This window comes from Flavobacterium circumlabens, from assembly GCF_004345565.1.
Classification (GTDB): Bacteria; Bacteroidota; Bacteroidia; order Flavobacteriales; family Flavobacteriaceae; genus Flavobacterium; species Flavobacterium circumlabens.
Map to the genome: position 1 here is coordinate 64,320 of NZ_SLWA01000005.1, position 25,194 is coordinate 89,513.

15 protein-coding genes are annotated in these 25,194 nt (G+C 34.5%); 8 read left to right on the forward strand and 7 right to left on the reverse strand.

Going from position 1 to position 25,194, the window contains the following annotated elements; genetic code table 11:
- The first annotated feature begins 34 nt into the window (after positions 1-34).
- Together obgE and EV142_RS13045 are read left to right on the forward strand one after the other, a co-directional pair.
- Positions 35-1,036 carry a GTPase ObgE gene (obgE, locus tag EV142_RS13040; RefSeq protein WP_132036333.1) on the forward strand — a complete coding sequence of 334 codons (1,002 nt, stop codon included), beginning with the start codon at positions 35-37 and terminating at the stop codon, positions 1,034-1,036.
- A gap of 175 nt (positions 1,037-1,211) precedes the next feature.
- Positions 1,212-3,356 (forward strand): S46 family peptidase, encoded by a 2,145-nt coding sequence (locus tag EV142_RS13045; protein WP_132036334.1) that lies wholly within the window; start codon positions 1,212-1,214, stop codon positions 3,354-3,356.
- 158 nt (positions 3,357-3,514) lie between these two features.
- On the opposite strand, the gene EV142_RS13050 is transcribed toward EV142_RS13045, so the two are convergent.
- Positions 3,515-10,012, reverse strand: a complete 6,498-nt coding sequence (locus EV142_RS13050; protein WP_132036335.1) for an alpha-2-macroglobulin family protein — start codon at positions 10,010-10,012, stop codon at positions 3,515-3,517.
- Between the two features lie 130 nt (positions 10,013-10,142).
- On the opposite strand from EV142_RS13050, the gene EV142_RS13055 reads away from it, so the two are divergent.
- Together EV142_RS13055 and EV142_RS13060 are read left to right on the forward strand one after the other, a co-directional pair.
- Positions 10,143-10,832, forward strand: coding sequence for a tetratricopeptide repeat protein (locus EV142_RS13055; RefSeq protein ID WP_132036336.1), 690 nt, complete (start codon positions 10,143-10,145; stop codon positions 10,830-10,832).
- Between the two features lie 66 nt (positions 10,833-10,898).
- On the forward strand, positions 10,899-12,254 hold the full coding sequence (locus EV142_RS13060; RefSeq protein ID WP_132036337.1) for a UDP-N-acetylmuramate--L-alanine ligase: 1,356 nt from the start codon (positions 10,899-10,901) through the stop codon (positions 12,252-12,254).
- 120 nt (positions 12,255-12,374) lie between these two features.
- Here EV142_RS13060 and EV142_RS13065 read toward each other — a convergent pair whose 3' ends face one another.
- Entirely contained in the window at positions 12,375-13,001 is a 627-nt protein-coding gene (locus EV142_RS13065) for a DUF1287 domain-containing protein (RefSeq protein WP_132036338.1), read from the reverse strand.
- A 114-nt stretch (positions 13,002-13,115) separates the two neighbouring features.
- Between EV142_RS13065 and radC the strand changes: the two genes are divergently transcribed.
- The 3 genes from radC to EV142_RS13080 are packed head-to-tail and all read left to right on the forward strand — an operon-like array spanning position 13,116 to position 15,241.
- Positions 13,116-13,805 carry a RadC family protein gene (gene radC / locus EV142_RS13070; RefSeq protein WP_132036339.1) on the forward strand — a complete coding sequence of 230 codons (690 nt, stop codon included), beginning with the start codon at positions 13,116-13,118 and terminating at the stop codon, positions 13,803-13,805.
- 3 nt (positions 13,806-13,808) lie between these two features.
- The gene (locus EV142_RS13075; protein ID WP_132036340.1) at positions 13,809-14,495 is read left to right on the forward strand and encodes a YjjG family noncanonical pyrimidine nucleotidase; all 687 of its coding nucleotides are present in this window, start codon (positions 13,809-13,811) and stop codon (positions 14,493-14,495) included.
- A gap of 2 nt (positions 14,496-14,497) precedes the next feature.
- Complete coding sequence (locus EV142_RS13080) at positions 14,498-15,241, forward strand: hypothetical protein (RefSeq protein WP_132036341.1); 744 nt, start codon at positions 14,498-14,500, stop codon at positions 15,239-15,241.
- 15 nt (positions 15,242-15,256) lie between these two features.
- On the opposite strand, the gene EV142_RS13085 is transcribed toward EV142_RS13080, so the two are convergent.
- A complete protein-coding gene (locus EV142_RS13085) occupies positions 15,257-16,534 on the reverse strand; it encodes a replication-associated recombination protein A (protein WP_132036342.1) in 1,278 nt (425 codons plus the stop codon).
- Positions 16,535-16,763: 229 nt separating this feature from the next.
- Here EV142_RS13085 and EV142_RS13090 point away from each other — a divergent pair, with 229 nt between their 5' ends.
- Positions 16,764-17,531, forward strand: coding sequence for a rhomboid family intramembrane serine protease (locus tag EV142_RS13090; protein WP_132036343.1), 768 nt, complete (start codon positions 16,764-16,766; stop codon positions 17,529-17,531).
- A gap of 192 nt (positions 17,532-17,723) precedes the next feature.
- On the opposite strand, the gene rlmB is transcribed toward EV142_RS13090, so the two are convergent.
- From rlmB to EV142_RS13110, 4 genes are all read right to left on the reverse strand, one after another.
- Entirely contained in the window at positions 17,724-18,458 is a 735-nt protein-coding gene (gene rlmB, locus EV142_RS13095) for a 23S rRNA (guanosine(2251)-2'-O)-methyltransferase RlmB (protein WP_132036344.1), read from the reverse strand.
- A gap of 85 nt (positions 18,459-18,543) precedes the next feature.
- The gene (locus EV142_RS13100; RefSeq protein ID WP_132036345.1) at positions 18,544-19,995 is read right to left on the reverse strand and encodes a SusD/RagB family nutrient-binding outer membrane lipoprotein; all 1,452 of its coding nucleotides are present in this window, start codon (positions 19,993-19,995) and stop codon (positions 18,544-18,546) included.
- 11 nt (positions 19,996-20,006) lie between these two features.
- Positions 20,007-23,252, reverse strand: a complete 3,246-nt coding sequence (locus EV142_RS13105; RefSeq protein WP_132036346.1) for a SusC/RagA family TonB-linked outer membrane protein — start codon at positions 23,250-23,252, stop codon at positions 20,007-20,009.
- 84 nt (positions 23,253-23,336) lie between these two features.
- Positions 23,337-25,037 carry a BamA/TamA family outer membrane protein gene (locus EV142_RS13110; protein WP_238698718.1) on the reverse strand — a complete coding sequence of 567 codons (1,701 nt, stop codon included), beginning with the start codon at positions 25,035-25,037 and terminating at the stop codon, positions 23,337-23,339.
- Positions 25,038-25,194 lie beyond the last annotated feature (157 nt).

The window sequence follows — 25,194 nt, forward strand, 5'->3', positions numbered from 1 at the left end:
TTTAAACTTTAAACTATACATAAACAAAAAGAAAATGACAGAAGGAAATTTTGTAGATTATGTTAAGATATACGTTTCTTCCGGAAAAGGAGGAAAGGGATCTACACATTTACATAGAGAGAAATTTATTGAAAAAGGAGGCCCGGACGGTGGTGATGGTGGTCGTGGAGGACACGTATATTTAGTGGGGAATAAAGGACTATGGACATTGTTCCACTTAAAGTTTGCGCGTCATATTAAAGCAGGTCACGGTGGAGATGGCGGAGGAGACCGTAGCACAGGAGCTGACGGAGATGATAAATTTATCGAAGTGCCTTTGGGAACTGTTGTAAAAGACAAGGAAACCGGAGAAACTTTATTCGAAATTACCGAAGACGGCGAAAAAAGAATCCTGTCTAAAGGAGGAAAAGGAGGGTTAGGAAACTGGCACTTTAGAAGTTCTACGAATCAGACACCAAGATATGCACAACCAGGTTTACCCGGAGCAGAAATGGATGTTATCCTGGAACTTAAAGTTTTGGCAGATGTAGGTTTAGTAGGTTTTCCTAATGCAGGGAAATCAACTTTGTTGTCTGTTCTGACTTCTGCAAAACCAAAAATTGCCGATTATCCGTTTACGACCTTAAAACCAAACTTAGGGATTGTTGCTTACAGAGATTTTCAATCGTTTGTAATTGCAGATATTCCGGGAATTATAGAAGGTGCGGCTGAAGGAAAAGGTCTTGGACATTATTTCTTACGTCACATTGAGCGTAATTCGACTTTATTATTCTTAGTACCTGTTGATACTCCCGATATTAAAGGAGAATATGATATTTTGGTAAACGAATTGACAAAATACAATCCTGAAATGTTGGATAAAGAACGTCTTTTGGTTATTTCAAAATGTGATATGCTGGACGATGAGCTGAAAGCAGAACTGAAAGTAGAATTAGACATAGCCTTTAAAGATACTCCGTATATGTTTATTTCATCTGTGGCCCAACAAGGTTTGACAGATCTAAAAGACAAGCTTTGGAAAATGCTGAACGACTAAAATCAATATAATTTTTTAAAAAAGGTGTCCTGTTAACGGGGCACTTTTTTTGTTTCCGGGAATATTATATTCGTAAAAAACTACTAATTAAAAGGGAAGATCTGTAATTTTAAGAACTTACAGGATTACACAATTGCGAAAATGAGTTATATTCGCATTACTTAAACAAAATAACATGAAAAAAATAATTTTATTCTTAACCATGTGCCTGATGGCTTTTCCTGTAAGAGCTGATGAAGGAATGTGGTTTCTGATGTTTATCGAAAGACTGAACCATAGGGATATGGAAAAAATGGGCTTGCAATTAACAGCCGAAGAGATTTACAGCATTAATCATCACAGTCTTAAAGATGCTGTTGTACAATTTAACGGAGGCTGTACAGCGGAGATTGTTTCTAAAGACGGTTTGGTTTTAACCAATCACCATTGTGGTTACAACGCTATTGCAGAACTTTCAACAGCGGAACAAAACTACCTGAAAGATGGTTTTTGGGCAAAAGAAAGAAGCGCAGAGATGAAGCCAAAATCTTTGTACGTTCGTTTCTTTGTACGTATGGACGATGTTTCGAAAAGAATTTTGTCTAAAGTAAATGATACAATGACCGAAACAGAGAGAAACAAAATCATTCAGCAGGAAATCGCTTTGATTGAAAAGGAAAACAACGAAGGTGGAAAATATACAGTTTCAGTTCGTCCTTTCTTCCAGGGAAATGAATATTATTATTTCGTTTATCAGGATTATACAGATGTACGTTTAGTAGGTACACCTCCGGAAAGTGTTGGTAAATTTGGTGGTGATACAGACAACTGGGAATGGCCGCGTCAAACTGGAGATTTCTCTATGTTCAGAGTGTATGCGGATAAAGCCGGTAATCCTGCCACTTATTCTAAAGAAAATGTGCCTTTACAGCCGAAACATTACTTGCCGATAAGTATTAAAGGAGTTAAAGAAAATGACTTCGCGATGATTTTAGGGTATCCGGGAAGAACAAACCGATGGATGCCAGCGGGCGGAATTGATCAAAATGTAAAGTTTGCTTATCCTGCATGGGTTGAAGGTGCTAAAACCGGAATGGACCAAATGAAAAAGTATATGGATAAAGATGCCACTGTTCGTTTACAGTATGCCTCAAAATATGCTTCAACAGCGAATTACTGGAAAAACCGTCAGGGAATGATTGATGCTCTGACGAAAGCCGGAACAGCCGCTACCAAAGCGGAACAGGAAGATAAATTCTATGAGTGGGCCACTAAGCCGGCTAATAAGGATAAATATGAAAATGTAATTCCGACCATTAATGAGTATTACAGATCAACAAATGTAAAAGCGACTCACGATAATTACTTAATGCAGCTTTTGCGTACTTCAGCGTATGCAAGCGGAACGGCAAATTTAGGAAATGCCCTGATTGCTTATTATAATGAAAATGATGCTAAAAAGGCCGAAATGCTGCCTAAGATTACAACAATGATCGATAATATGTATGGTGAATTTTATGCACCACTTGAAAAAGACATATTAACAGCACAATTAAATTTATACGCTGCTAAAGGAGCTGAATATGGTTTAGCTACGCAAATAGCTAAAATGAAATCTCTTAATAATGGTGATTTTACGGCAGACGTTGCAAAAGCAACTGAAACAAGTTATTTTACTTCTAAAGAAAAAGTATTGGCATTTATGGCCGATCCGAAACCATTGGCCATTGTACACGATCCTTTGTATATCATCTCTAATGATTTGTTGACAAAGTACCGTTTTAAATCTGATGATCAAATGAAATCTGATGACGGTTTTGCAATCGCTTACCGTAAATTAGTGGAGGGTTTAAGAGAATCAAAACTGAATGCAATTCAGTATCCGGATGCCAATTCAACTTTGAGACTAACGTACGGAAAAGTTCGTGCTTTGCCGGAAGACAAACGCAACGATGCAAAAATCAATAATTATACGACCATGGAAAGTATGGTGAAAAAGTATAAAGCAGGAGATCAGGAATTTGATTTGCCGGCAAGATTGTTGGAATTAAACAAAGCAAAAGACTTTGGTCAGTATGCGGATAAAGCCGGATACATGCCTGTAAATTTTCTTACTGATAATGATATCACCGGAGGAAACTCAGGTTCACCGGTTCTTAACGGAAAAGGGGAATTAATTGGAATTGCATTTGATGGAAATATTGAAGCTATGGCAGGTGATGTTATTTTTGATCCTAAATTGCAAAGAACAATTAACGTAGACATTCGTTATGTACTTTGGATTATTGACAAATACGCAGGAGCCAAAAATATTATTGACGAAATGACGATTATTAAATAATCGGATTGATTTCTTAAAAATTAAACCCGACAGGTTTTTAAAACCTGTCGGGTTTTTTGTGTTTAAAATGGGCTTCGACTTCGCTCAGCCGGACATAATAATCTACAATGCTTATTTTGGAATTTGGAATTTATTTTTTGGAATTTTAATCAGTGCTGTTAATTCACTTTTACCCGAATTCCCTTCGTATGACTTGCAAATTCAGGAGCATACATACTTTCGATAGTGGTAATTCCATTAGAAAACTCACCGCTGTTATTGACACTTATGTCATATTCTATGACATAAGTTCCTTTGTTTATTTTGTCAAAGAACATATGTGTTGCAGCATCTTTAGTGCTCAGATAATATCCTAGCCTATCTTTGTATTGGTATTCCGATAGTACATTTACAGGTTCAAAACAAGAAGCTCTCATATCTTTTAGGTGTACAAATTCCATATCTTCTTTTGAAGTAATTATCAATCTTACAGTAACTAAATCTCCGGTTTTTAACGGGTTTTTGCTTGTGATTTTTTGTAATTGATCGCCTTTAAGGGAATTTTTCTTTAGATATAATTCTTTCGAAACAGATAATACAGCTCCGGAATTGTTTCTAATTTTATCCAAATCTTCAAAATACTGCCAGTAAACACCGCCAAAACCCGGAACTTTAGATTTGTTTTCAATTTTAATAGAAGCCATTTCTTTTTTGACTTCCTCTTTTTTCCAATTGAGTTTGATGTAACCCGTTTCAGCTTCTTTTTCGTTTTCTGCTAATTTTTTGGTTAGGATTTTTTCGTCTCCAATTTTAATAACCGTATTGTCTTTTACAGAAAGCCAGTCCGTTCCCTGCATCAGTAAAGCATAAATCGCTTCGGTAGTTGCTTTTGTGGTTGGCCAGTTTTTGGTCTGTTTGTTTTTTAGTAACCAGACTTTCATTGCATCAACAGATTTGGTGTCGTTATTTACTTCGGCGAAAGCTTCAATCAATAAGGCCTGAGTTTCTATGGGTGCCTGATACCAATACCAGCCCGATTTATTGGCAATCCAGTACATTCCCCAGTCTTCATTGTTAGATGCTGTTTCTTTTAGGCTTTCAATGATTTTTTTAGCAGATTCACTTTCTCCAAAACGATTTAAAGTTAAAGCAGCTAATCCCTTTTCGTATAGCGAATAGTTTAACCAGTCTTTTTTAGCCGTATCAAGATAGATTTTAGTTGCTTTTTTTAAAGTATCGGAAAGTGGATATTTATCCAAATAAAAACTTCTGGTATATAAGTAATGCAAATCAGAATAAGGATTAATCAAAATCAGTTTGCTTGTTCCTTTTACGTTTTTAGTGTGGACTTTATAATAATCTAAAAATTTATTGTCGAGGAACGAAATTCCTGTTTTTGCAATTTCATCAATTTTAGAAAGATTATCAGCAGTTTTATCCAGCTTAGATAAATGCCCTAATCCGGCTAAAATATGTCTTGTAATATATTCATTTTCATCATTCCCGTCAAACCACGAAAAGCCTCCGGACGCTTTCTGTTTTTGTTTTAGTTTTTGAAAGGTAGTTTCCTGTGAAGTTTTCATTTTCTCCAAATCGAATAAAAGTGCTACTTTTTTCTTCTTTTCGTCTTCACTTTGGGCGTCATTCAGCCACGGTGTTTCAGCAAGAATGATTGATTTTAGTTCTTCATTTTCTTCTAGCTTCGAAGTCAGTTTTCCTTCTTTCCTCCAATTTTCAAAAACAGTTGCGATTTTAGGATTACTCGAAATAATCTCCGACGCCAGGGCATTTGCATAGAATCTGGCAAAAGTCTGCTCGGCACATTCGTGCTCGTACTCCATTAGATAAGGCAAAGACTGAATCGCAATCCACGAAGGGTTTGAAGTGTATTCTAATGTAAACTGTTGATTTTTTAAGGTTGTTGAATTGTTGTTTTTAAGATTCTCAAAAGTGTATTCTTTTTTAGAATTTTCACGAACCCAAATCGGAATACTTTCGGTAACCAGCATATTATTGGTCAAAACCGGAAGAATGTTCTCTTCTCCGTCAGAGAAATTACCTGATTTTGCCAAAATTTTATATTGGACACCTTGTAAGCCATCTGGAATTGAAATTGTCCAGCTTGCCGTTGTATTTCCGAAAGCGGCAACGGTAAAGGTTTTAACGTTTTTTACATTGAGCATTTTCTCGTCAATGGGCTGCATGGTTATGGCATCAAAAAACTGTAAAATGGCAATTCCGGTTTTGGCTTTATCTGTAATATTCGAGATTTTAGCAGAAATTACAATCGTATCTTTCTCTCTAAAGAAACGCGGGAAATTTGGCAAAACCATCAATTCTTTCTGGGTAACCACACTTTTTTCCAAATAACCTGAAACGGCATCTTTGTTATGCGCTAATAATCTAAGTTTCCAGGCTGTTAAAGCTTCGGGTGAAGTGAAATTAAAACTAACATTTCCTTTATGGTCTGTTTTTAAATTCGGTAAAAAGAAAGCGGTTTCAGATAGATTTTTTCGGGCTTTTACCTGAGTCAGGTCTTCCATGGCTTTTTTGGTCGTAATAATTATGACTCCGTTGGCACCTTTGCTTCCGTAAAGGGCTGTCGCTTTATCACCTTTCAGAACGTCCATCGAAATGATATCTGCAGGATTTATACTTTTTATATCAGAAACCACTTCTCCATCTAAGATAAGCAAAGGATCTTGTCCGCTTAAACTGGCAGCTCCTCTTATTTTGATTCCCGTGACACTTCCTGCTAAAACCGTTTCTATTTTTGCCGCGTTGTAAACATTATTGTCTTCCTCAGCCATAGCTTCTGAAGAGACTCTCGTGACAGCAGATGTAAGGGAGGCTTTCTTTTTTTGCATCCCGTAAGCAGTAACAACCACTTCTTCTAAGCCATTTGAATCTTCGGTCAAGACAATGTCGAGGATCTTTTTGTTTTCTGCTTTATACGACTGGCTCTTGAAGCCAACGTAGCTAAATACAATTTCTTCTGTTCCTGTTGCTTCGATTTCATAATATCCGTCAAAATCACTGAGGGCTGTTCGCTTTGTTCCATTAATGAGAATAGAAACGCCCGGTAAGGGTAGTCCTGAAATATCAGTTATTATTCCTGAAATTATTTTTGCGTTAATTGGTTTTTTAATTTTTTTAGCAAGCTGCACCTGATATTCTCTTTGCAGGTACAGATTGTTGTTTCGGTTGGTAAAATCAAATCCAAACCACATCAATTTATTCGTTTCATTGTATAATTCGATGCGATTTAAGGGTTGGTTTAGATTTATAATCGACGTTGAAGTTTTTTCAAAACCCAACGTTGATTTCGTATTGCTTCCGTTATAATTGTAGTCATAAAGTTCCAAAGCATGCCAGTCTTTTTTAGTAAACTGATCTAAGGAACTGTCATACATTGAAGCCAAAATTTCGGCTTCTTTTTTTGTATTGGTTGCTTTTAATTGAAATGACCAGTTTTCACTGATTCCCGGTTGTATTTTATTTCTGAATGTTTCAATAGTAAAATCCAGTTTTGCGGGTAATTCGTTTAGCAAAATGGCGATTTGATTGTAAAAGGTCTCATTCTCAAAAATACTTTGAAAGCCAATTTTTATGCTTTTTTCAAATTCTTTCTTTAAAGGAATTTTGATCGTGATTTCATTATTTTGTAAATGAAAGGTGTCTTCAAAAAAGATGTTACTATTATAATTTCCTGTTGCCGTGATATAAAGTTCAGGTATAACCGAAACTAATTTTACTACTACAAAGCCATCTTTTTTAGGATCTTCATTGACTTGTTCGATTGTAAATAAAGTGCTTGGGTTGAATTTGTCTTTGCTTTGTTTGATATCAAAAGTTGTGGTGTTTTCAATAACGGTACTGAAACTGTCACTAGCTGAAAAAACAATTTTATACTTTCCGGATCTATAGTTTGAAATAAAATCCAGCGAAATTTTTTTGTCTGTTTCAGTATTGATTTTTTTCGAGTAAACCAGTATTTCATTTTTTGGATCGTTTAGCCTTTCTCTGTTTTGTTCATAAGGAAATAATCTTTCGAAATCTTCATTACTTATCGTTTCAATTTCTGGTCTATCCCATACACGCTCTTTAAATTTACTTGAAAAAGGGCTCACAAAATATATTTTGATTTCACCTTTAGCGGCTAAGAACTCTCCGTTTAAGTTTGTGCTTTCTAATTTAATTTCGTTTTTATTTTTGGTTTCAATTTCATCTGCGACAGAAGCTTTTAAAATCAAATCATGATAGCCTACTTTTACAGTAGTTTCAGTTTCATGTGTTTCGCCATTTATATCTGTAACTGTCGCCTTAATAAGGTAATTGAAGATTGGTAGTTGCTCTTTAATACTATTTTTAGAAGGTATGGCAACAAAATCGATAATAAAGTTACCAGCAGCATCGGTTTTGGTTTCGCCTTCTGCAACAGTTTCTTCAGTTTCGTTGTTGTAATAACCCCTGTAATAATTTACATTTCGGGTAACCGTATAGGTCACAGTTGCATCAGAAATTGTACTGCCGGCAAATGCTTTGGCACTACCTTTTACTTTAATAGACTGATTAATTTGAAAAGTTTCTTTTTTCGGTTCAAATGTAACCGCAAATTTTGGCCGTTTGTATTCTTCAACGCTAAAGTTATTTTCGGAATTTTGAAATTGCACATGATCCCAAAACGGATGGTCATTTGCTTCTTTGTTGTAGCTAATGTCTTTTTCGTAATTATTAGATTCTTCAGCATTTATTCTGAAAGTTCCGGTGAGACCAGTTTTAGGCAGGGTAAATTCACCGAAAAAAGAGCCAAACTCATTTGTGGTAACTTCAAATTCTTTTAGCTCTTTATAATTGGCATCCTGAATGCTGACCAGAAATGAAGTTTGGGCTACAACACTTGTTTTGTTGTTGTTTTTCTGAATTGCAATTCCTTTAAAATGTACAGTTTGCCCCGGACGGTAAATAGCCCGGTCCAGATAAAATTCAACTTTTCCTTTAAAGTCAGTGTCATCATCTGTATCACTTGAAAGGTATTGACTGTTGTAAATAAGATAGTTTTTATAAAGAGATATAGTGTCGTTTAGGGTAGAAAGTTCAATGTTTTCATTATTGAAAGTATCTTTCTTCTCGTTATATACTGCGATTCCTTTTTTATTGGTTACCAGATTGAAATGTGGAGATTTGATAGCAACATTCTCTATTGGTTTTCCTGTTTTTCGATTCAGAACCTGAAATGTTTCTTTGGAACCATCCTGTGAAGCCAAAGCCATTAAGTTTGAAGTGGTGATGGTTTCGTAAGCAAAAGCTTTCTTCTCTTTTAGATCGGAATCACTTTCAAAATAAACTAAATAAGATCCGATTTTTAAATTCGGCAAAAGAACTTCGGTTGTGTATTCGAAAAAATCTCCTTTGTTTATAAGCGAATAGTTTTCAGTTGCGATTGGTTGTGATTTTTTTATAAATGCTGCAGCTAAACTGTCTTTTTTATGGTATAAAGTTCTAAATTCAGCCAGTTGTTTCTGATTGATTTTAAAGAACGAAACTTTTAAATAATTTAAATTTTTATAACGAATGAAAGCCCTTGTGCTTTGATCACTATAGGTATATTTTTGAAGTTGAACGTTTATTGATTTTGAGATAATATTTTCTCTTTTTTGTATTGCCAGTTTATACGCATTCGATCTGTTGTTAATCTTTATGATGCTGTCCAGAGTGTTAACGGCTTTAATGTTATAATCAGGATGAATATCTTTTGATGCCTTTTGACTTAAAAGGAAAGCTTTCTCTAACTGAATTTTCTGGATTAGAAGTTCGTTTTTTGTGCTTTTTTGAAAACGAACCAGATCGCTAAAATAATCCTCGTGTGACGGTACTAATTTTGTTTTGCAAAATTGCATACGTTCCCACTGATTTTCTTCAGACGGATTGATGCTTTCTCTTTTTTGATATAGAGTTAAGCATTGACGTAAATTTTCATCTGTCACAAAATCGAAATTCAATTTTATAAAATCGGCAGAATTTCCCAGAAGCGCTTTTTGATACGTATTAAAATTGCTTTTTTCTATTTCCCAATAATTGAATTTTGAATTATAAATCAAGATGTTTTCATTGATAATGTAATCAAGCAGATTTTGATTCTTAAATTTCTCCAAAGTCGGATAATCAAAAATTGGCTCGTATTTTATCAGCAAAGTGTTTTTTAGAATAGCTTCGTTTTCGAGTGTTTGTTGTAGCGCTACACTTATTTGATTATTAAAGTTAGAGGTCGTCCATGTTAAAAAGTCTGTATCCAAAATGGTCGTATTAGTTCTTCGCTGAATAGAATACTTATTTTGATTATAATAATCATTCAGGCACTTTGCATAGACCAGATTTAAAATTGCCTTTGATGGAACTGAAACACGATTAATATCCGTTTTTAAATTATTTAAAATCTTGGTTTGGGCATTTTCATCGACAACCTGTAAATATTTAGATTGATAAAAAAAACACTTTATCATTTGCACTTCATCTTGATCTGAAACGGCTTTTTTATAAATTTTTGTAACAATTTCATTGGCAGACTTTATTTTGCCTTCATTTTCGAAAGCAATGACTTTATCCCATTTCTTTTCAATTTGTTGCGAAAACAGTACGGTTGAAAATAATAGGAATGCAAATAATATATTTTTCATAAGATGGTTTTAATCTATAGAGGACTATTTTAAAGGAAAGGTTGGGGCGATCTTAAAATAATTTTCGTACAAATTACTAATTTATATCTAAAAGCAAATTATCCATTTTATATTTCCCTATTTTTGAGATATGAAACAACTACTATTTATCTTATTATTTACGCCATTATTAATATGGTCACAATCTAATTTTGAAAAAGCGGAGAAGTTGTTTCATGTCAAAAAATACGATGAAGCACAATTGCTTTTTGAAGCAATTTTAAAAACAAGACCCTCCGATATAAAAACGATTGAATATTTAGGGGAGATTGCAGCCTATCATAAGTCATGGATAAAAGCGGGAGAATATTATAAAAAACTGAAAGAGCTTAAGCCAACAGAAGCAGAGTATTTTTATAAATACGGAGGGGCTTTGGCTATGAGGGCAATGGAGGTTAATAAATTAAAGGCTTTTGGATTGGTAGAGGATATGAAAGGAGCGTTTGAAAAAGCGATTGTTTTAAATCCTAAGCATATTCCGGCCAGATGGGCACTCATAGAGTTGTATTTGCAATTGCCCGGAATTCTGGGCGGAAGCGAGTCTAAAGCACTTTCATATTCTAATGAACTGGCAGCTTTGTCATTGGTGGATGGTTATATGTCAAAAGGCAGAATCGATGAATATTTTAAAAGATACGCCTCAGCGGAAAAATATTATATCAAAGCGAATGAAATTGGTAAATCAAAAACGACATTTCAAAAATTATATAATTTATATTTGAACAAATTAAAAGATCCTAAAAAAGCCAGGGAATTGAAGCAAAAGTTTGAGTCCTCATAATTAAATCTCAACCACTACATTTCGGGTAATAATAGGAGTTTGGAACTTAAAAAATTGGAATTTTAAATGAAAACACATTTCATCGCCATTGGCGGAAGTGCCATGCACAATCTGGCATTAGCATTGCATAACAAAGGATATCAGGTTACAGGAAGTGACGATGCTATTTTTGAACCATCAAAATCAAGATTGGAAAAAAAAGGAATTCTTCCTGCTGAATTAGGCTGGTTTCCCGAAAAAATCACTTCGGATATCGATGCCATAATTTTAGGGATGCACGCAAAAGCAGATAACCCGGAATTACTGAAAGCACAGGATTTAGGATTAAAAATATATTCATATCCGGAATTTTTATACGAACAATCTAAAAACAAAACGCGTGTTGTTATTGGAGGTTCTCATGGTAAAACGACAATTACTTCGATGATTTTGCACGTTATGCATTACCATAATATAGCCGTTGATTATATGGTTGGCGCACAATTGGAAGGATTTGATACAATGGTTCATCTAACGGAAGAAAATGATTTTATTGTTTTGGAAGGTGACGAATATTTATCTTCCCCGATTGACAGAAGACCAAAGTTTCATTTGTACCAGCCTAATATTGCTTTGATCTCCGGAATTGCCTGGGATCATATTAATGTTTTTCCAACCTATGAAAATTACGTAGAACAATTCGAAATTTTCATTGGAAAAATCACGAATGGCGGAATTTTGGTGTATAACGAAAATGATCCGGAAGTAAAACGCGTTTCAGAGGCGGCAACAAACCCAATTCGTAAATTAGCCTATCATACTCCGGAATATACCGTGAATGATGGTGTTACTTTATTAAAAACGCCGGAAGGGGATATGCCTATAGAAGTTTTCGGAGCACATAATTTAAATAATTTAGCCGGAGCCAAATGGATCTGTCAGAATATGGGTGTCGATGAAGCTGATTTCTATGAGGCAATCGCCAGTTTTAAAGGAGCTTCCAAACGTCTGGAAAAAATTGCCGAAGGAAAAGGAAAAGTGGCCTACAAAGATTTTGCACATTCACCAAGTAAAGTAGCTGCAACAACCAAAGCTGTAAAAGAACAATATCCAAACAGAACTTTAGTAGCTTGTTTAGAATTGCATACGTACAGCAGCTTAAATGCTGAATTCTTAAAAGAATATGAAGGCGCTCTGGAATATGCCGATGTTGCAGTAGTATTCTATTCACCTGATGCCGTAAAAATTAAGCAGCTTGAAGAAGTTACCTACGAGCAAATCGCAACTTCTTTTAATAGAAAAGATTTGATCATTTATACGAATCCCGCTGAATTTAAAGAATTTCTTTTTAATTTAAACCTGGAAAATTCCGCTTTGCTTTTAATGAGCTCAGGAAATTACGGAGGACTAAATTTTGATGAGGTAAAAGGGTTGATTAATTAGATAATTTGACAATTAGAAAATGAGATAATAGGCCAATTGCAGTTTTGTAATTGGCTTTTTTTTATTTTAAATTTTGATTGGAATTTGGAATTTAAAGTTTGGAATTTAAGTTTTGAAATTTTATTTCCAATAACGGTAGTGCCCTGTAATTTTATACTCAAATAAACAATCTTCCAGAACCTGACCTCCGCCAACATTGTGTACAATGAGATTTCTTTTTCCGTCTTTTGATTTTTTGTTGGTGACGATTCCGATATGAGGAAGTTTTCCGTTTATGATCCAGGTTACCATTTCTCCGGTTTTATAAGCTGAAGGGTTTTGACTTACGGCAAGTTTTTCGCCTTTTCTTTCAAAGAAAACTTCTAAATTGGGCACTCTTCGGTGATCGATGTTAGTGTCTGTTTTTGTCATTCCCCATTTTTCAAGATTGGGATATTCTGGAAAATTGGCGACCATATCCTCATGAACTTCTTTTTGTAAATCAATCCCTAATTTCCGGTAAGTTCGAATGATAACATCCGTACAGACTCCTTTGTTTTTAGGAATATCACCGTTCGGATATGCTATAGAAAAATAGGCAGGATCATAATCTATTGTTGGATCAACTAATGATATCGCGGCATCAGATAATTTTTCTTCAAATGTTTTTGAAGTGGAGTTTGTTGTAAAAGATGCAGTTTGTTCTTTTTCTTTTTGATGACAGGAATACAATAAGATTAGGAATAAAAGGATAGAAATCTGTTTCATCTTTTTTTATTCAAATTTAGGAATAAATAAAATTGTAATTTATGTTTATTTTGAATGAATTTTCTTCTTTTTTTAGTAGTTTAGCACGATAATATATTATTTAATTTATTACCAATGGAGGCTAAATATTTTCCTATTACAAAATGGTCAGACGAAGACAAGCCGCGTGAAAAATTAATGTCAAAAGGTAAAAGTGCTTTAAGTAACGCCGAGTTAATCGCTATTTTAATAGTTGCTGGCAGCAGAAATGAATCTGCTGTTAGTTTAAGTAAACGAATTCTGGCTAGTGCTGATAGTCTCAATGCACTTGGAAAAATGTCTGTTTCAGAATTGATGAATTTCAAAGGAATAGGGCAGGCCAAAGCAATAATGATTATAGCAGCCCTGGAACTGGGGCGTCGCCGAAGAGCTGAAGATACTGTTGAACTCACTAAAATTACATCCAGTAAATTGGTTTTTGATATCATGCAACCTGTAATAGGCGAATTACCGCATGAAGAATTTTGGGTGCTTTTTCTGAATAATTCGAATAAAGTGATTTCTAAATCGCAATTAAGCAAAGGAGGAATATCAGGTACAATTGTTGATGTACGTTTGGTTTTTAAATTGGCATTAGAAATTAATGCTACAAGCTTGATTTTGTGCCATAATCATCCTTCAGGAGCATTAAAGCCAAGTGATGCCGATATAAAGATTACAAAGAAATTGAAGTGGGCAGGGGATAGTTTAGATGTTAAAGTTTTAGATCATTTGATTATTACTGAAACAAAATATTATAGTTTTGTAGATGAAGGAATTTTTTAATATATGAGTACTATTATTACCGATATCTTTTTCGATTTAGACCACACACTTTGGGATTTTGACAAAAATTCTGAAATGGCTTTCGATCGTATTTTTAAAGCGAATTACCCGGGTATAAGCACAGCTGATTTTATAGAGAAGTACATGCCCATCAATCAGGCTTGCTGGAAATTATACCAACATGATAAAATTACCCATCAGGAGGTGCGTTATAATCGGCTAAAATTTTCATTTGATGCTCTGAATTATGAGATTTCTGATCCCGATATTGAGGCAATTGCAAATGATTATATAGAACTCTTAACAGAAAATAATCATCTTTTTGATGGGACGATAGAGATTTTGGAATATTTAAAACCAAAATACAAATTGCATATCATTACCAATGGCTTTGCAGGGGTACAGGATAAGAAAATCAGAAATGCCCAACTTTCGGGTTATTTTGCAACTATAACAAATTCGGAGCTGGCAGGTGTAAAAAAGCCAAATAGTATTATCTTTGATTATGCAGTGAATTTGGCTCAGGCATCCAAAGAGAGATGTATTATGATTGGAGACTGTCTAGATGCAGATGTAAATGGGGCGTTAAATGCGGGCTTAGATGCCATTTTCTTTAATGATAAGCAAATTGAAGCGCCTGAAAATATTAAACAAATAAATCATTTATTAGAACTTAAAAAATATTTATAATTATGAGAATTAAATTTTTGTTGATTGCACTTTTAGTTTCAGTTATCGGATTTTCGCAATCTGTAAACGATTATAAGGCTGTGATTATTCCGTTAAAATATGAATTTATTAAAACCGATAATCAATACAGACTAGCAACAAGTACTAAATCAAATTTAGTGAAAGCCGGTTTTAAGGCATTTTATGTCAACGAAGAAATTCCTGCCGAATTTAGTGATCGTTGTCAGCTTTTATACATAGATGTAAAAAAGGAAAATGGGTTTTTGGTAACAAAGCTTTTTGTTCAGTTAAAAGATTGCTACGGAAAAATAATTTATACTTCCGAAATTGGAAAAAGTAAAGAGAAAGATTATGAGATTGCTTACAGAGAAGCGCTTGATCAGGCATTCGTATCTGTAAATGCTTTACACTATAAATATAGCGGAAATGCCGTTGTAACATCTACTGCTAAAGTATCTAACGCAGCTGCATCACTTCCTGTTGTATCTGCTGCAGTTGTTGCTGCTCCGGTTGCAGATGTTTCAGATCCGAATTTGCTTTACGCACAACCCACAGAAAACGGATATCAATTAATTGATAAAACGCCAAAAGTAGTAATGAAATTGCTTAAAACATCTCGCGCCGATTCTTTTATAGCAATTAAAGACGGTATTCAGGGAACGTTAAATGCTAAAGATAATCAGTGGTTTTTTGAGTATTACCAAAATGATAAAATGGTATCTGAAAAAATATCTGTTAAATTCTAAAATATAAAATACGGTTTAATAGCCATATTTATCTTTCCAACGGTTCTTTAAAAATTCGCGGTTGCTGTTCTCTCTAGAATTGCTTCCCGGATTATAAAGAACCGTTTCTTTTATGGCATCCGGCAAAAACTCCTGATCTGCAAAATTATTGGCATAATCATGAGAATATTTGTAATCTTCGCCATAACCCAATTCTTTCATTAATTTAGTCGGAGCATTGCGCAGGTGAATCGGAACTGGTAAATCTCCGGTTTGCTTAACCAGTTGCTGCGCATTTCCTATTGCCATATACGAAGCATTGCTTTTTGGGGAAGTAGCTAAATAAATGGCGCATTGACTCAATATGATACGGCTTTCAGGATAGCCAATGGTCGAAACAGCCTGAAAGGTATTGTTGGCCATAATAAAAGCCGTCGGATTCGCATTTCCGATGTCTTCACTCGATAAAATCAACATTCTTCTGGCAATAAATTTTACATCTTCGCCGCCTTCAGTCATTCTCGCTAACCAATAAACAGCTCCATTCGGATCACTTCCCCGGATTGATTTTATAAATGCAGAAACAATATCGTAATGTTGTTCTCCGGTTTTATCATACAAAACGGTATTTTGCTGAACCAATTCAAATACACGATCGTTTGTAATCACAATTTCTCCATCTGGAGAGGCATTCACTACCAATTCAAAGATATTAAGAAGTTTTCTGCCATCTCCGCCAGAAAGTCTTAATAAAGCTTCGGTTTCCTTCAGGATTATGTTTTTTGAAGCTAATTCAGTGTCAGTCTTCATCGCACGCTGCAAAAGGGCTTCCAGATCATTTTTGCTGAAAGCATTCAATATATAAACCTGACAGCGTGATAATAGGGCAGGTATGACTTCAAAACTTGGATTTTCTGTAGTAGCACCAATTAATGTGATCCAGCCTTTCTCTACGGCTGCCAAAAGGGAATCTTGTTGGGACTTACTAAATCTGTGGATCTCGTCAATAAATAAAATTGGGTTTCTGGCAGTAAATAATCCGCCACTTTGTTTTGCTTTTTCAATTACATCACGAATATCTTTTACTCCGGAGTTTATGGCACTCAAAATATAAAAAGGCCGTTTTGATTCCTGTGCTATAATCTGGGCCAATGTAGTTTTTCCAGTTCCCGGAGGCCCCCAAAAGATTAAGGAAGGGATAATTCCTTTCGATATCTGTTGGGTCAACGAACCATTAGGCCCAACCAAATGATGCTGACTAATATAATCTTCTAATTTTTGTGGGCGAATACGCTCTGCTAACGGTGCTTCCATTTTGTAAAATTACTATTTTCAATTCAATTTTGTTGTTTTAAGGAACTATTTACTGCTGTCTGCTATATCTTTTCCGCCTAAAGAAACCAGAAAAAGATGCATCCCGAAGTCCCGGGGCCATCAGGGCTAAAAAAAGGATTTAAGAATATTTTCGGTTAGCTGACAAATTATCAGTAAATTATATTTGGATAGTTTTTTGATAATTAACATTGAACCTATTATAGGAATTATGAATGACGATCATTTTAAATTTTCAAATGCTGTTATCGGTCTTCCGGTATTTTTTGTGCTTTTTCTTTGGATAATATACTGGTTTCAAATTCGTTTCGACTTTGATTTTTACCAAAACGGAATTTATCCCCGTGATTTTTCAGGTTTACAAGGCGTTTTATTTAGCCCGTTCATTCATGAAAATTTAGGGCATTTGTATAATAACTCTATTCCTCTTTTAGTATTGTTGGCTGCGATGCAGTTTTTTTATCCAAAACATACTTATGCGGTTATCGGTTATGGTATTTTATTCTCCGGTTTGATTACCTGGATCATTGGCAGGCAAAATTATCATATTGGAGCCAGTGGATTAATTTATGTTTTGGTAAGTTTTATTTTTTTTAAAGGAATACAGACCAGATATTATAGATTAGTGGCATTGTCTTTTTCTGTCGTTCTGCTTTATGGCGGGATGATTTGGTACGTTTTTCCGGATATTGATAAGACGATTTCCTGGGAGGGACATTTGGCTGGTTTTATAACCGGTTTTATGCTGACTCTTTTTTATAAAACTCCGGATTATGCCAAACCAATTGTTTACGAGTGGCAAAAACCGGATTTCAATGCGGAAGCCGATCCTTTTATGAAACATTTTGATGCAGACGGTAATTTTGTCAATACTGAAATTCCGGAAGAGGAAGCAGAAGATGTTTTGACTTATTTTAATTCAAATCTTCTGGTTAATTACACGATTAGAAAAAATGATGAATTAGATAAAAAGGAATAGCTGGAATTAGAAGCTTTTAGTTCCGATAATAAATATACAGAAGAAAGAATTAATTTGAAATTCTGTTTTCAAACTTCATAAAAATATCCATAACAGTAATTTTTAAAAACTGTTATGGATATTTTATTACCATTTTAAAGTTAAGTAATAAAGCATTAAACTCTTCACTACCAATCTAAACTTCTCAGGGGTTTAACTTCTTTGACGGACAGCCTCGTATAAAAAAGCACCACAAGCTACCGATACATTTAAAGAACCTATTGTTCCGAACATTGGGAGTTTTGCTTTTTCATCTACAATTTTAAGTACCGAAGGGTTTATTCCGCGGTCTTCAGATCCCATTATTATAGCTACTGGTTCATTCAATGATAAGTCATAAATGTTGTGCTCTGTTTTTTCAGTTGCAGCAACAGTTTTAATTCCGGAGCCCTGAAGATAAAATATAGCATCTTTAATATGCTCCACTTTACAGATTGGAACATTAAAAACAGCACCTGCCGATGTTTTTACAGTATCTCCGTTTACGGGAGCAGATCCGGCTTTTTGAACAATAATTCCGTTTACGCCAGTACATTCAGCAGTACGGATAATAGCGCCGAAATTTCGCGCATCTGAGATTTGATCCAATATTAGAAACAGAGGTTTTAAGCCAGATTCTATGGTAGATTCAACAAGGTGTTCTAAATCAATAAAACCAATAGGTGAAATTGTTGCTACAGCACCCTGGTGATTATTTGGTGTTAGTCTGTTTAGTTTTTCTACAGGAACATAAGAGAAATTTATGTTGGCGCGTTTCATCACCTTCATTAAATCTTTCATTAATTCACCAGAAATTTCTTTTTGGATGAATACTTTGTCTACTTCTTTACCTGCCTGAATTGCTTCTATAATGGCTCTAATTCCAAATATTTGATGTTCTTTTTCCATAGGGCAAATATAGGCATAATGTTTATATAAAAAAAAACCACTCTGAATGAACAGAGTGGTTTTAATATTTTTATTTGAGAATAAATTAGAATTTATCCCAGAATAATTTTGTTGTCAATAAATCTCCACCGATAGCTGTAGATGCAGCTTTCCAGTTAGAGCTGTTTACTTGTTGCTCAAGTACTGGGTATGCCATTCTTACAGGAACTTTACCACCAGCATTGATAATAGCGGTAGCAGGAGCTGTTAATACAGGGAAGTCTAATCTTCTCCAGAAATTCCAGGAAGTCTGCGCTTGGTTAAACATAGCTACCCAAGCTTGCTCCCCAATTGATTTTTTCCAGTTAACAGCATCATAAGGATGAGTTGCAAGGTAGGTTACAGCTTCAGCCGGAGTACCGCCCCATTCTACTATAGAAGCAGTTACAGCTGTGTTGTAAGCCGTTGCTGCAGCAGCTGGATTCCAACGAGCATTAGCTTCTGCGATATAGAAAGCAACTTCTGTATAGTTTAAAATAATACCAGGAGTTGTAGCAGTGTAAGCAAATGCACCGATATTAGAAAAATCTCCAAATTCACCACCTTCACCTATAACTTGGCCAACATAACCACCACCTTCTACCTCATCAAAATAGTGACCAATTCGTGGATCATTTGTTGCGTTCATATAATCAACTAATGTTTTACCTGCAAAAAAGTCATTTCTACCACTAGCTGATAGATTTTCAAATAAAGGATTGTAATTTGGTGATGCTGCCAAATATTGAAATTGACAATTGTCAGCTGGAGATGTCATTACTCCGGCAGTGATAGCAGAAGTAGCTGTTGTTTGTGCTAAACTTGGATTTGAATCTGCAATTCCAATTGCAAGTTTCAATTTTAAAGAATTAGCAAATTTGCGCCATTTTGAAGCATCACCACCATAATATTTATCACCATCAGTGAAAGTGTCAAAATCATGATCTTCATCTACAGCTACTAAATTTGGAATTGCAGCATCGATTCTCGAAATTAAATTTTGATAAATAGTAGCACCATCATCATATGCAGGCAAAGGAAAAGCAATAACGTTACCAGCCTGAGTGTAAGGAATATTACCAAAGGTGTCTACTAAGCGCTGGTAAGTAAAAACCTCTAAAATTTCAATTATAGCTAATTGATTTTTTTTATTAGTTGGCCAGTCTGCTAATTCAGTTGCAGTTGGTGAATAAGCATTAATTATCTCTTTAGCTTTACTAAGATTTTTTAATACATTCACATAATTGAGCGTATATATTGAATTGGAAACATTTCTGTTTGTAAAGTCATAATTACTTTCATTCACGTAGGTTGTTTCCTGCCAATATTGCATGGTAAGCCTAAAGTTATTTTCATTTACGCTTGGTGTATTCAGGTAATCGCTTAATTCTTTTTCTGCATAATTAATTAACGATCCCGGCACAGTGGTGTATGCACTGTTTGGGTCTGTATTTATATCTTCACTAACACAAGCTGTAAGCAACAGTCCTGTTGTTAATATTGCTATGATTTTTTTCATTTTTATTTTTTTTAAAAATTAACTTTGACATTAAAAGAAATATTTCTTGTTGTCGGCATAGGTCCTGATTGGTATCCTGATGTGTTACCTGAAGATAATCCAGCTTCTGGATCAGAGTATGGTAAGCTTTTGTCAATGATCCAAAGATTGTTACCTATTAAGCTAAATGAAGCTCCTTTAACAGATTTTCCTAAGATACTTTCAGGAAGATTGTATGTGAAAACAACTTCTCTTAATTTTACAAATCCTGCATCGTAAACAAATGCAGCAGCAGGAGGATCTGTTCCGAAAACCTGGCTTGATTGAGATCTGTCTAATCTTGTAGTATTTGTTATGTATTGTGGTTGAGTTCCTCCTGGAGTGTAAGCAGGATTTGCCATAACACCTTGTAAAATTTCACCACCACCATTAGCTAATGTATTTCTAATTGGATTTCCTAAGTCATTGTTTCCAACTGAATTAGCATAGATACCAGTTCCGTATCCGTAATATTGATCCAATGAGAAAACACTTCCTCCTTTTTTTACATCAATTAAGAAGCTGAAAGAAAGATTTTTGTAAGTGAATTTATTGTTGATACCACCTGCCCAATCAGCTTGATATGTTCCTAGCTTGTTGTCAGTAGTTGTAGAAACTACGTAAGCACCATTATCTCCGATAATTCTGTTTCCAGATGCATCAAGTACGTAAGTTGTTCCCCAGATTTGACCGTAATCCTGGTTAAGAGGAGCATTAATACTTACACCACCTTGAAGAGAGTTGATATTAATGTTTTCAATACCCGGAGCCAATTCTGTAACTTTCGTATTAGGGTTAGACCAGTTGATATTTACATCCCAAGCAAAATTAGCCGTTTTAAAAGGAGTAGCGTTAAGTGTAACCTCAAATCCTTTTGTTGTCAATGTACCAGCATTAACAGTGTTGAATGCTGATCCGGTAGCTGTTGATACAGGTAATGGTAAAATTTGATCGTATGCTTTGTTTTGGAACCACGCAACATCAAATCCAACTCTGTTTTTTGCAAATTGCATGTTCAAACCTAATTCGACGTTGTCTAATTGTTGTGGTTTTAAGTTTGCATTTTTTGCAGTAGTGTTGTAAGAGTAAACTGCTGTTCCAAATGGAGTTCTTGCAGTGTAAAAATCTTGTAATTGGTTAGGATCTGTATCAGAACCTACCTGAGCGTAAGCTGCTCTGAATTTACCAAAATTGATGAATTCAACATCTTTTAACCAGTTTGAGAAGATAACACTTCCAGAAACTGCAGAATACCAATATGCATTGTTATCTAACGGTAAAGCAGATGATTCATCTCTTCTTACAGAACCTTCTAAATAGTATGTTCCTTTGTAGCCTAAAGTTGCTTGTGCAAATAAACCAAGTACTTCTTTCCTTGTATCTATGATTCTAGGTAAAGCCGGAGCTGATACAGAGTTAGAAATAGTATACAATCCAGGAACATATAATCCTCCTGATGTCGATTGTTGATTAGAGAATTTGCTTTGTACGTTGTAGTTAGTACCAAGAATAACATTAAGGTTTAGTTCCTCAGCTAAATCTCTCTTGTAAGTTGCTAAGAAATCATAATTTTGTTCGCTGTAATCATAAATATCCAAAGCGTAACCAGATGGCTGAGCAGGAAGATTTGCAAGATTTGCATTAGATCCTAAAGTTGCCGGAACTGAACCCGCAGCTATTCTATCCTCGGTTCTCATAGTGAAACCATCAGTACCCATTCTACCTGTGAAACTTAAACTTTTAGATACATCATAGGTTACACTTGCGTTTGCAGCAAATCTCTTTCTGCTATCATTGTTGTAGTTTTGGTATCTTCCGAAATAAGGGTTATCCCAATACGCAGGAGAGATATTTGCAGCACTTGTCATGTTCCAAGTATAGTTTTGGTTGCTCATGTTGTAAAAATCTCTTTGATCATTAAGATCAACGTTGTTCGCCCACCATTGTCTGAAACCAGCAATTTGATTTCCTCCGTAACCAGTTGTATTTCTGTTACGTGTATTTTGTGCTACATAAGTTGCGTTAAATGTAGAACTTAATTTATCGCTAAATTTATAAGTTGCTGAAGCATTAAAGTTGTTCTTGCTTAATAAAGAATTTGGTAAAATGTCAGAACTGTTTGTGTTAGCATAAGTTAATCTGTAAGTTGCTTTATCGCTACCTCCACTTAATGCAATATTGTTTACAGTTGATGTTGCAGTGTCAAAAAATTCAATTGGACCATTTTTTGCTGCAACCCATGGGGTTCTTTGTCCAAAAGTAGCAGAACCTGGAATAAATGAATTGTATTGGTAAACTAAAGAACCATCATATTTAGGTCCGTAAGAAGCATCATCCCCAGTTCTAGCTCTTGGCTGTCCTAAGTAAGTTGAAAATCTTTGTCCGAAATATCCTTGACCGTATTCTGTTTGATATTCAGGGAAAGTTTTTTTATCTACAGTACCCATAGTGTAAGAAGATGAAAACTCTACAGCCATGTCATTTCTTGCTTTTCCTTTTTTAGTAGTAATAATGATCGCACCATTTTGTGCTCTTGATCCGTAAAGAGCTGTTGCAGCAGCACCTTTTAATACGTTGATCTCAGCAATGTTATTTGGGTTGATATCAGAAGCGGCATTACCATAATCGTAACCACCTCTACCATTTTTTTGATCCAAACTGTTTACGTTATTGTTCAAAATTGGCACACCGTCAACTACGAATAATGCCTGGTTATCTCCTAAAAGAGATTTGAAACCTCTAAGAACAACGTTTGTAGATCCTCCAAAGTTAGTACCTTGAGTTACACTAAGACCAGCAACTTTTCCAGATAAGTTATTTACGAAGTTTCCAGTAGGAACAGTTCCTACTTGTTCTGCTGATACTGATTGAGCAGAGTAACCAAGAGATTTTTTCTCTCTTTTAATACCTAAAGCTGTTGTTACAACAACTGCTTCAAGTTCATTTGCGTCAGCACCTAATTTTACATTGATTAGTGATGAACTTGCAGCTATTTCCTGAGATTTCATCCCAATGTAGCTAAATACCAAAACTTGGCTTGTTGATGCTTTGATAGAGAATTTACCATCAAAATCAGTTTGCGTTCCAGTTTTTGTTCCTTTGATCAATACACTTACACCTGGCAAAGGCATACCTGTATTATCGGAAACCATCCCTGAAACAGATCTTTCTTGCGCGAAAGTCAGTTGCGCCACTAGTACTAATAAAAGCACTAAGAATCCATTGAACTTTAGTTTCATTTTTAAATATTTTGAATTAGTATCGCAAAACTCTTAATAATTTGTTAACTTTCCTAATAAATAAAAATCTTTTTTTGATAAACCCTAAAATTTAACATTATAACATATGTTTATGATAGTGTTATATAATTGAAGGTCTTGAATGTTTTCTCCTCCATTTGTGAGGATAATTTTTAATAAACCGTTTTTGGTCTGTATTGCGGTACCAGCGCCGATTCCTATTAATTTTTTAATTTTATTTTTATTCAAAGTGCTTGTCAGGTCTTGGTATAAGCCGTAATCTGTAACAGAGTGTATGAATAAATTTTTGGAGACAATATATCTGTATTCTGTAAGAATTAATGTGTTGAAATTTGACTGCAAACTGTTTTCTAAAAATCCCCTAATTGAATTTATTCCGCCAAAACGTTGCAATTCATTTGAAATGTAGTTTTTACTTTTTAAATAGAAATTTTGTGAATTTATGTTAAGGAAGTTGTTTTCATTTAATTCAAAATTGTATGAAATGTTAAGGCTGGTATAAAATTGTTTGCTTGATTCTGCAGTTTCAGGGTTGTTACTTGTGTCTCTTTTACCGTATCCAATTATAAAGTTTGCAAAAGCCTTTTTAGGAAAAAGATTGTTTGTGTTGTCTGTTTTTTTATACTCTAAAGTCGAAGTGATGTATGAGTTTTTATAATCACTAATTGAAAGGTTGTTGGTGTTTTGAATGTCACTTGATTCTGTCGATTGGTAGCCCAGATATATTTTTGAATTATAATTAAGATAGTAACCCAGATCGATGGCAGTTTTGGTGTTTTGAAAAGTGCTGTCCTGTTTGAATATGTTTAACTGCGCTTTGATTCCCAGAGAGGATTGAAATATATACGGAATTTCTAATTTGGCGTCGAATGTTTTTTGTTGATTTCCGTCACTTTTCCAATACAGGGAGAATTTTTCTCCGGAATGAAGAATGTTTTGTAAAGTAATATCAAGATATCCATTCAGATTTACTTTTTTATTTTCATCATTTGAAAAGCCGATATAGCCATCAAAATTGTTGGCTCTTCTTTTTTCAATATAAGTGTAGATTTTTGTAGAATCGTTAGTGAATAATATTTCAGGATACTTTGTCTGGGAGATAAATTCAAAACTGTTTATATCTTCGTATAGCTGTTTTGTAATTTCCTGATTGAATGTTTTGTTAAGGTATTTTTTGTTAAGTTGTTTTAAATGTCCTTTCGGAAAAAAATCCTTCCCGCTGTTATTTGTGTAATTCAGGATAATTGAATTTACAGTTCGTTTTTTTTCGGATTTAAAATTTAGGTCAGCATAAATTATTGAATTCTTTCTTTGGATATTTTCAAGTTTTATTTTGCTCAGAGCGAAACCCTGTTTTTCTGCTTCAGTTATTTTTTGATTTAAATAATTTTCAATCTCTTTGTAAGGGATGATTACAGTGTCATTTTGAGTTTTAGGTGAATTAAAAAATAAATTATTCCTACCTATATATATATGAATGTTTTTTATTTTGTTTTCAAGACTAATTATAGATAGGTAGGTAGAGTCGTTCGTTTTGTTAGTTTCTGTTATTTTATTGTCCAGATAGCCTTTCTTTAAAAGGATATTGGATGTTTTGTTTGTTTCCTCAAATACTGATTTTATATTGTTGTGTTTTGTTGAGTAGTTTATGGAGTCGATTATTTTGCTTTCATTTTGATCGCTTCCTTTAATTTGTAAATAAAAATGTTGGGCATGGCAGCTCAATCCTATAATGAAAATCAATATGTTTAGAAGTTGTTTCAAGTGTTAAGTGTGGTTTATTAAATGTATTGCAAATATCTATTGTTTGTTTCTAAAATCATAAGGATAAATAATGTTATTGAAAATTAATGAATTAACGTTTGTATAGTGAAAAATATTTTATACATTTGCAACCCCGTAAAAAGCGGGAATTTAATAT

Excerpts from the sequence above, each read along its gene's own strand:
- EV142_RS13080 (WP_132036341.1), top strand. The coding sequence starts at position 14,498 with ATGAGAATTAAATTTTTGTTGATTGCACTTTTAGTTTCAGTTATCGGA.
- EV142_RS13045 (WP_132036334.1), top strand. The coding sequence starts at position 1,212 with ATGAAAAAAATAATTTTATTCTTAACCATGTGCCTGATGGCTTTTCCT.
- EV142_RS13085 (WP_132036342.1), bottom strand. The coding sequence starts at position 16,534 with ATGGAAGCACCGTTAGCAGAGCGTATTCGCCCACAAAAATTAGAAGAT.
- radC (WP_132036339.1), top strand. The coding sequence starts at position 13,116 with ATGGAGGCTAAATATTTTCCTATTACAAAATGGTCAGACGAAGACAAG.
- EV142_RS13100 (WP_132036345.1), bottom strand. The coding sequence starts at position 19,995 with ATGAAAAAAATCATAGCAATATTAACAACAGGACTGTTGCTTACAGCT.
- EV142_RS13105 (WP_132036346.1), bottom strand. The coding sequence starts at position 23,252 with ATGAAACTAAAGTTCAATGGATTCTTAGTGCTTTTATTAGTACTAGTG.
- EV142_RS13090 (WP_132036343.1), top strand. The coding sequence starts at position 16,764 with ATGAATGACGATCATTTTAAATTTTCAAATGCTGTTATCGGTCTTCCG.
- EV142_RS13075 (WP_132036340.1), top strand. The coding sequence starts at position 13,809 with ATGAGTACTATTATTACCGATATCTTTTTCGATTTAGACCACACACTT.
- EV142_RS13050 (WP_132036335.1), bottom strand. The coding sequence starts at position 10,012 with ATGAAAAATATATTATTTGCATTCCTATTATTTTCAACCGTACTGTTT.
- rlmB (WP_132036344.1), bottom strand. The coding sequence starts at position 18,458 with ATGGAAAAAGAACATCAAATATTTGGAATTAGAGCCATTATAGAAGCA.
- EV142_RS13055 (WP_132036336.1), top strand. The coding sequence starts at position 10,143 with ATGAAACAACTACTATTTATCTTATTATTTACGCCATTATTAATATGG.
- EV142_RS13060 (WP_132036337.1), top strand. The coding sequence starts at position 10,899 with ATGAAAACACATTTCATCGCCATTGGCGGAAGTGCCATGCACAATCTG.
- obgE (WP_132036333.1), top strand. The coding sequence starts at position 35 with ATGACAGAAGGAAATTTTGTAGATTATGTTAAGATATACGTTTCTTCC.
- EV142_RS13065 (WP_132036338.1), bottom strand. The coding sequence starts at position 13,001 with ATGAAACAGATTTCTATCCTTTTATTCCTAATCTTATTGTATTCCTGT.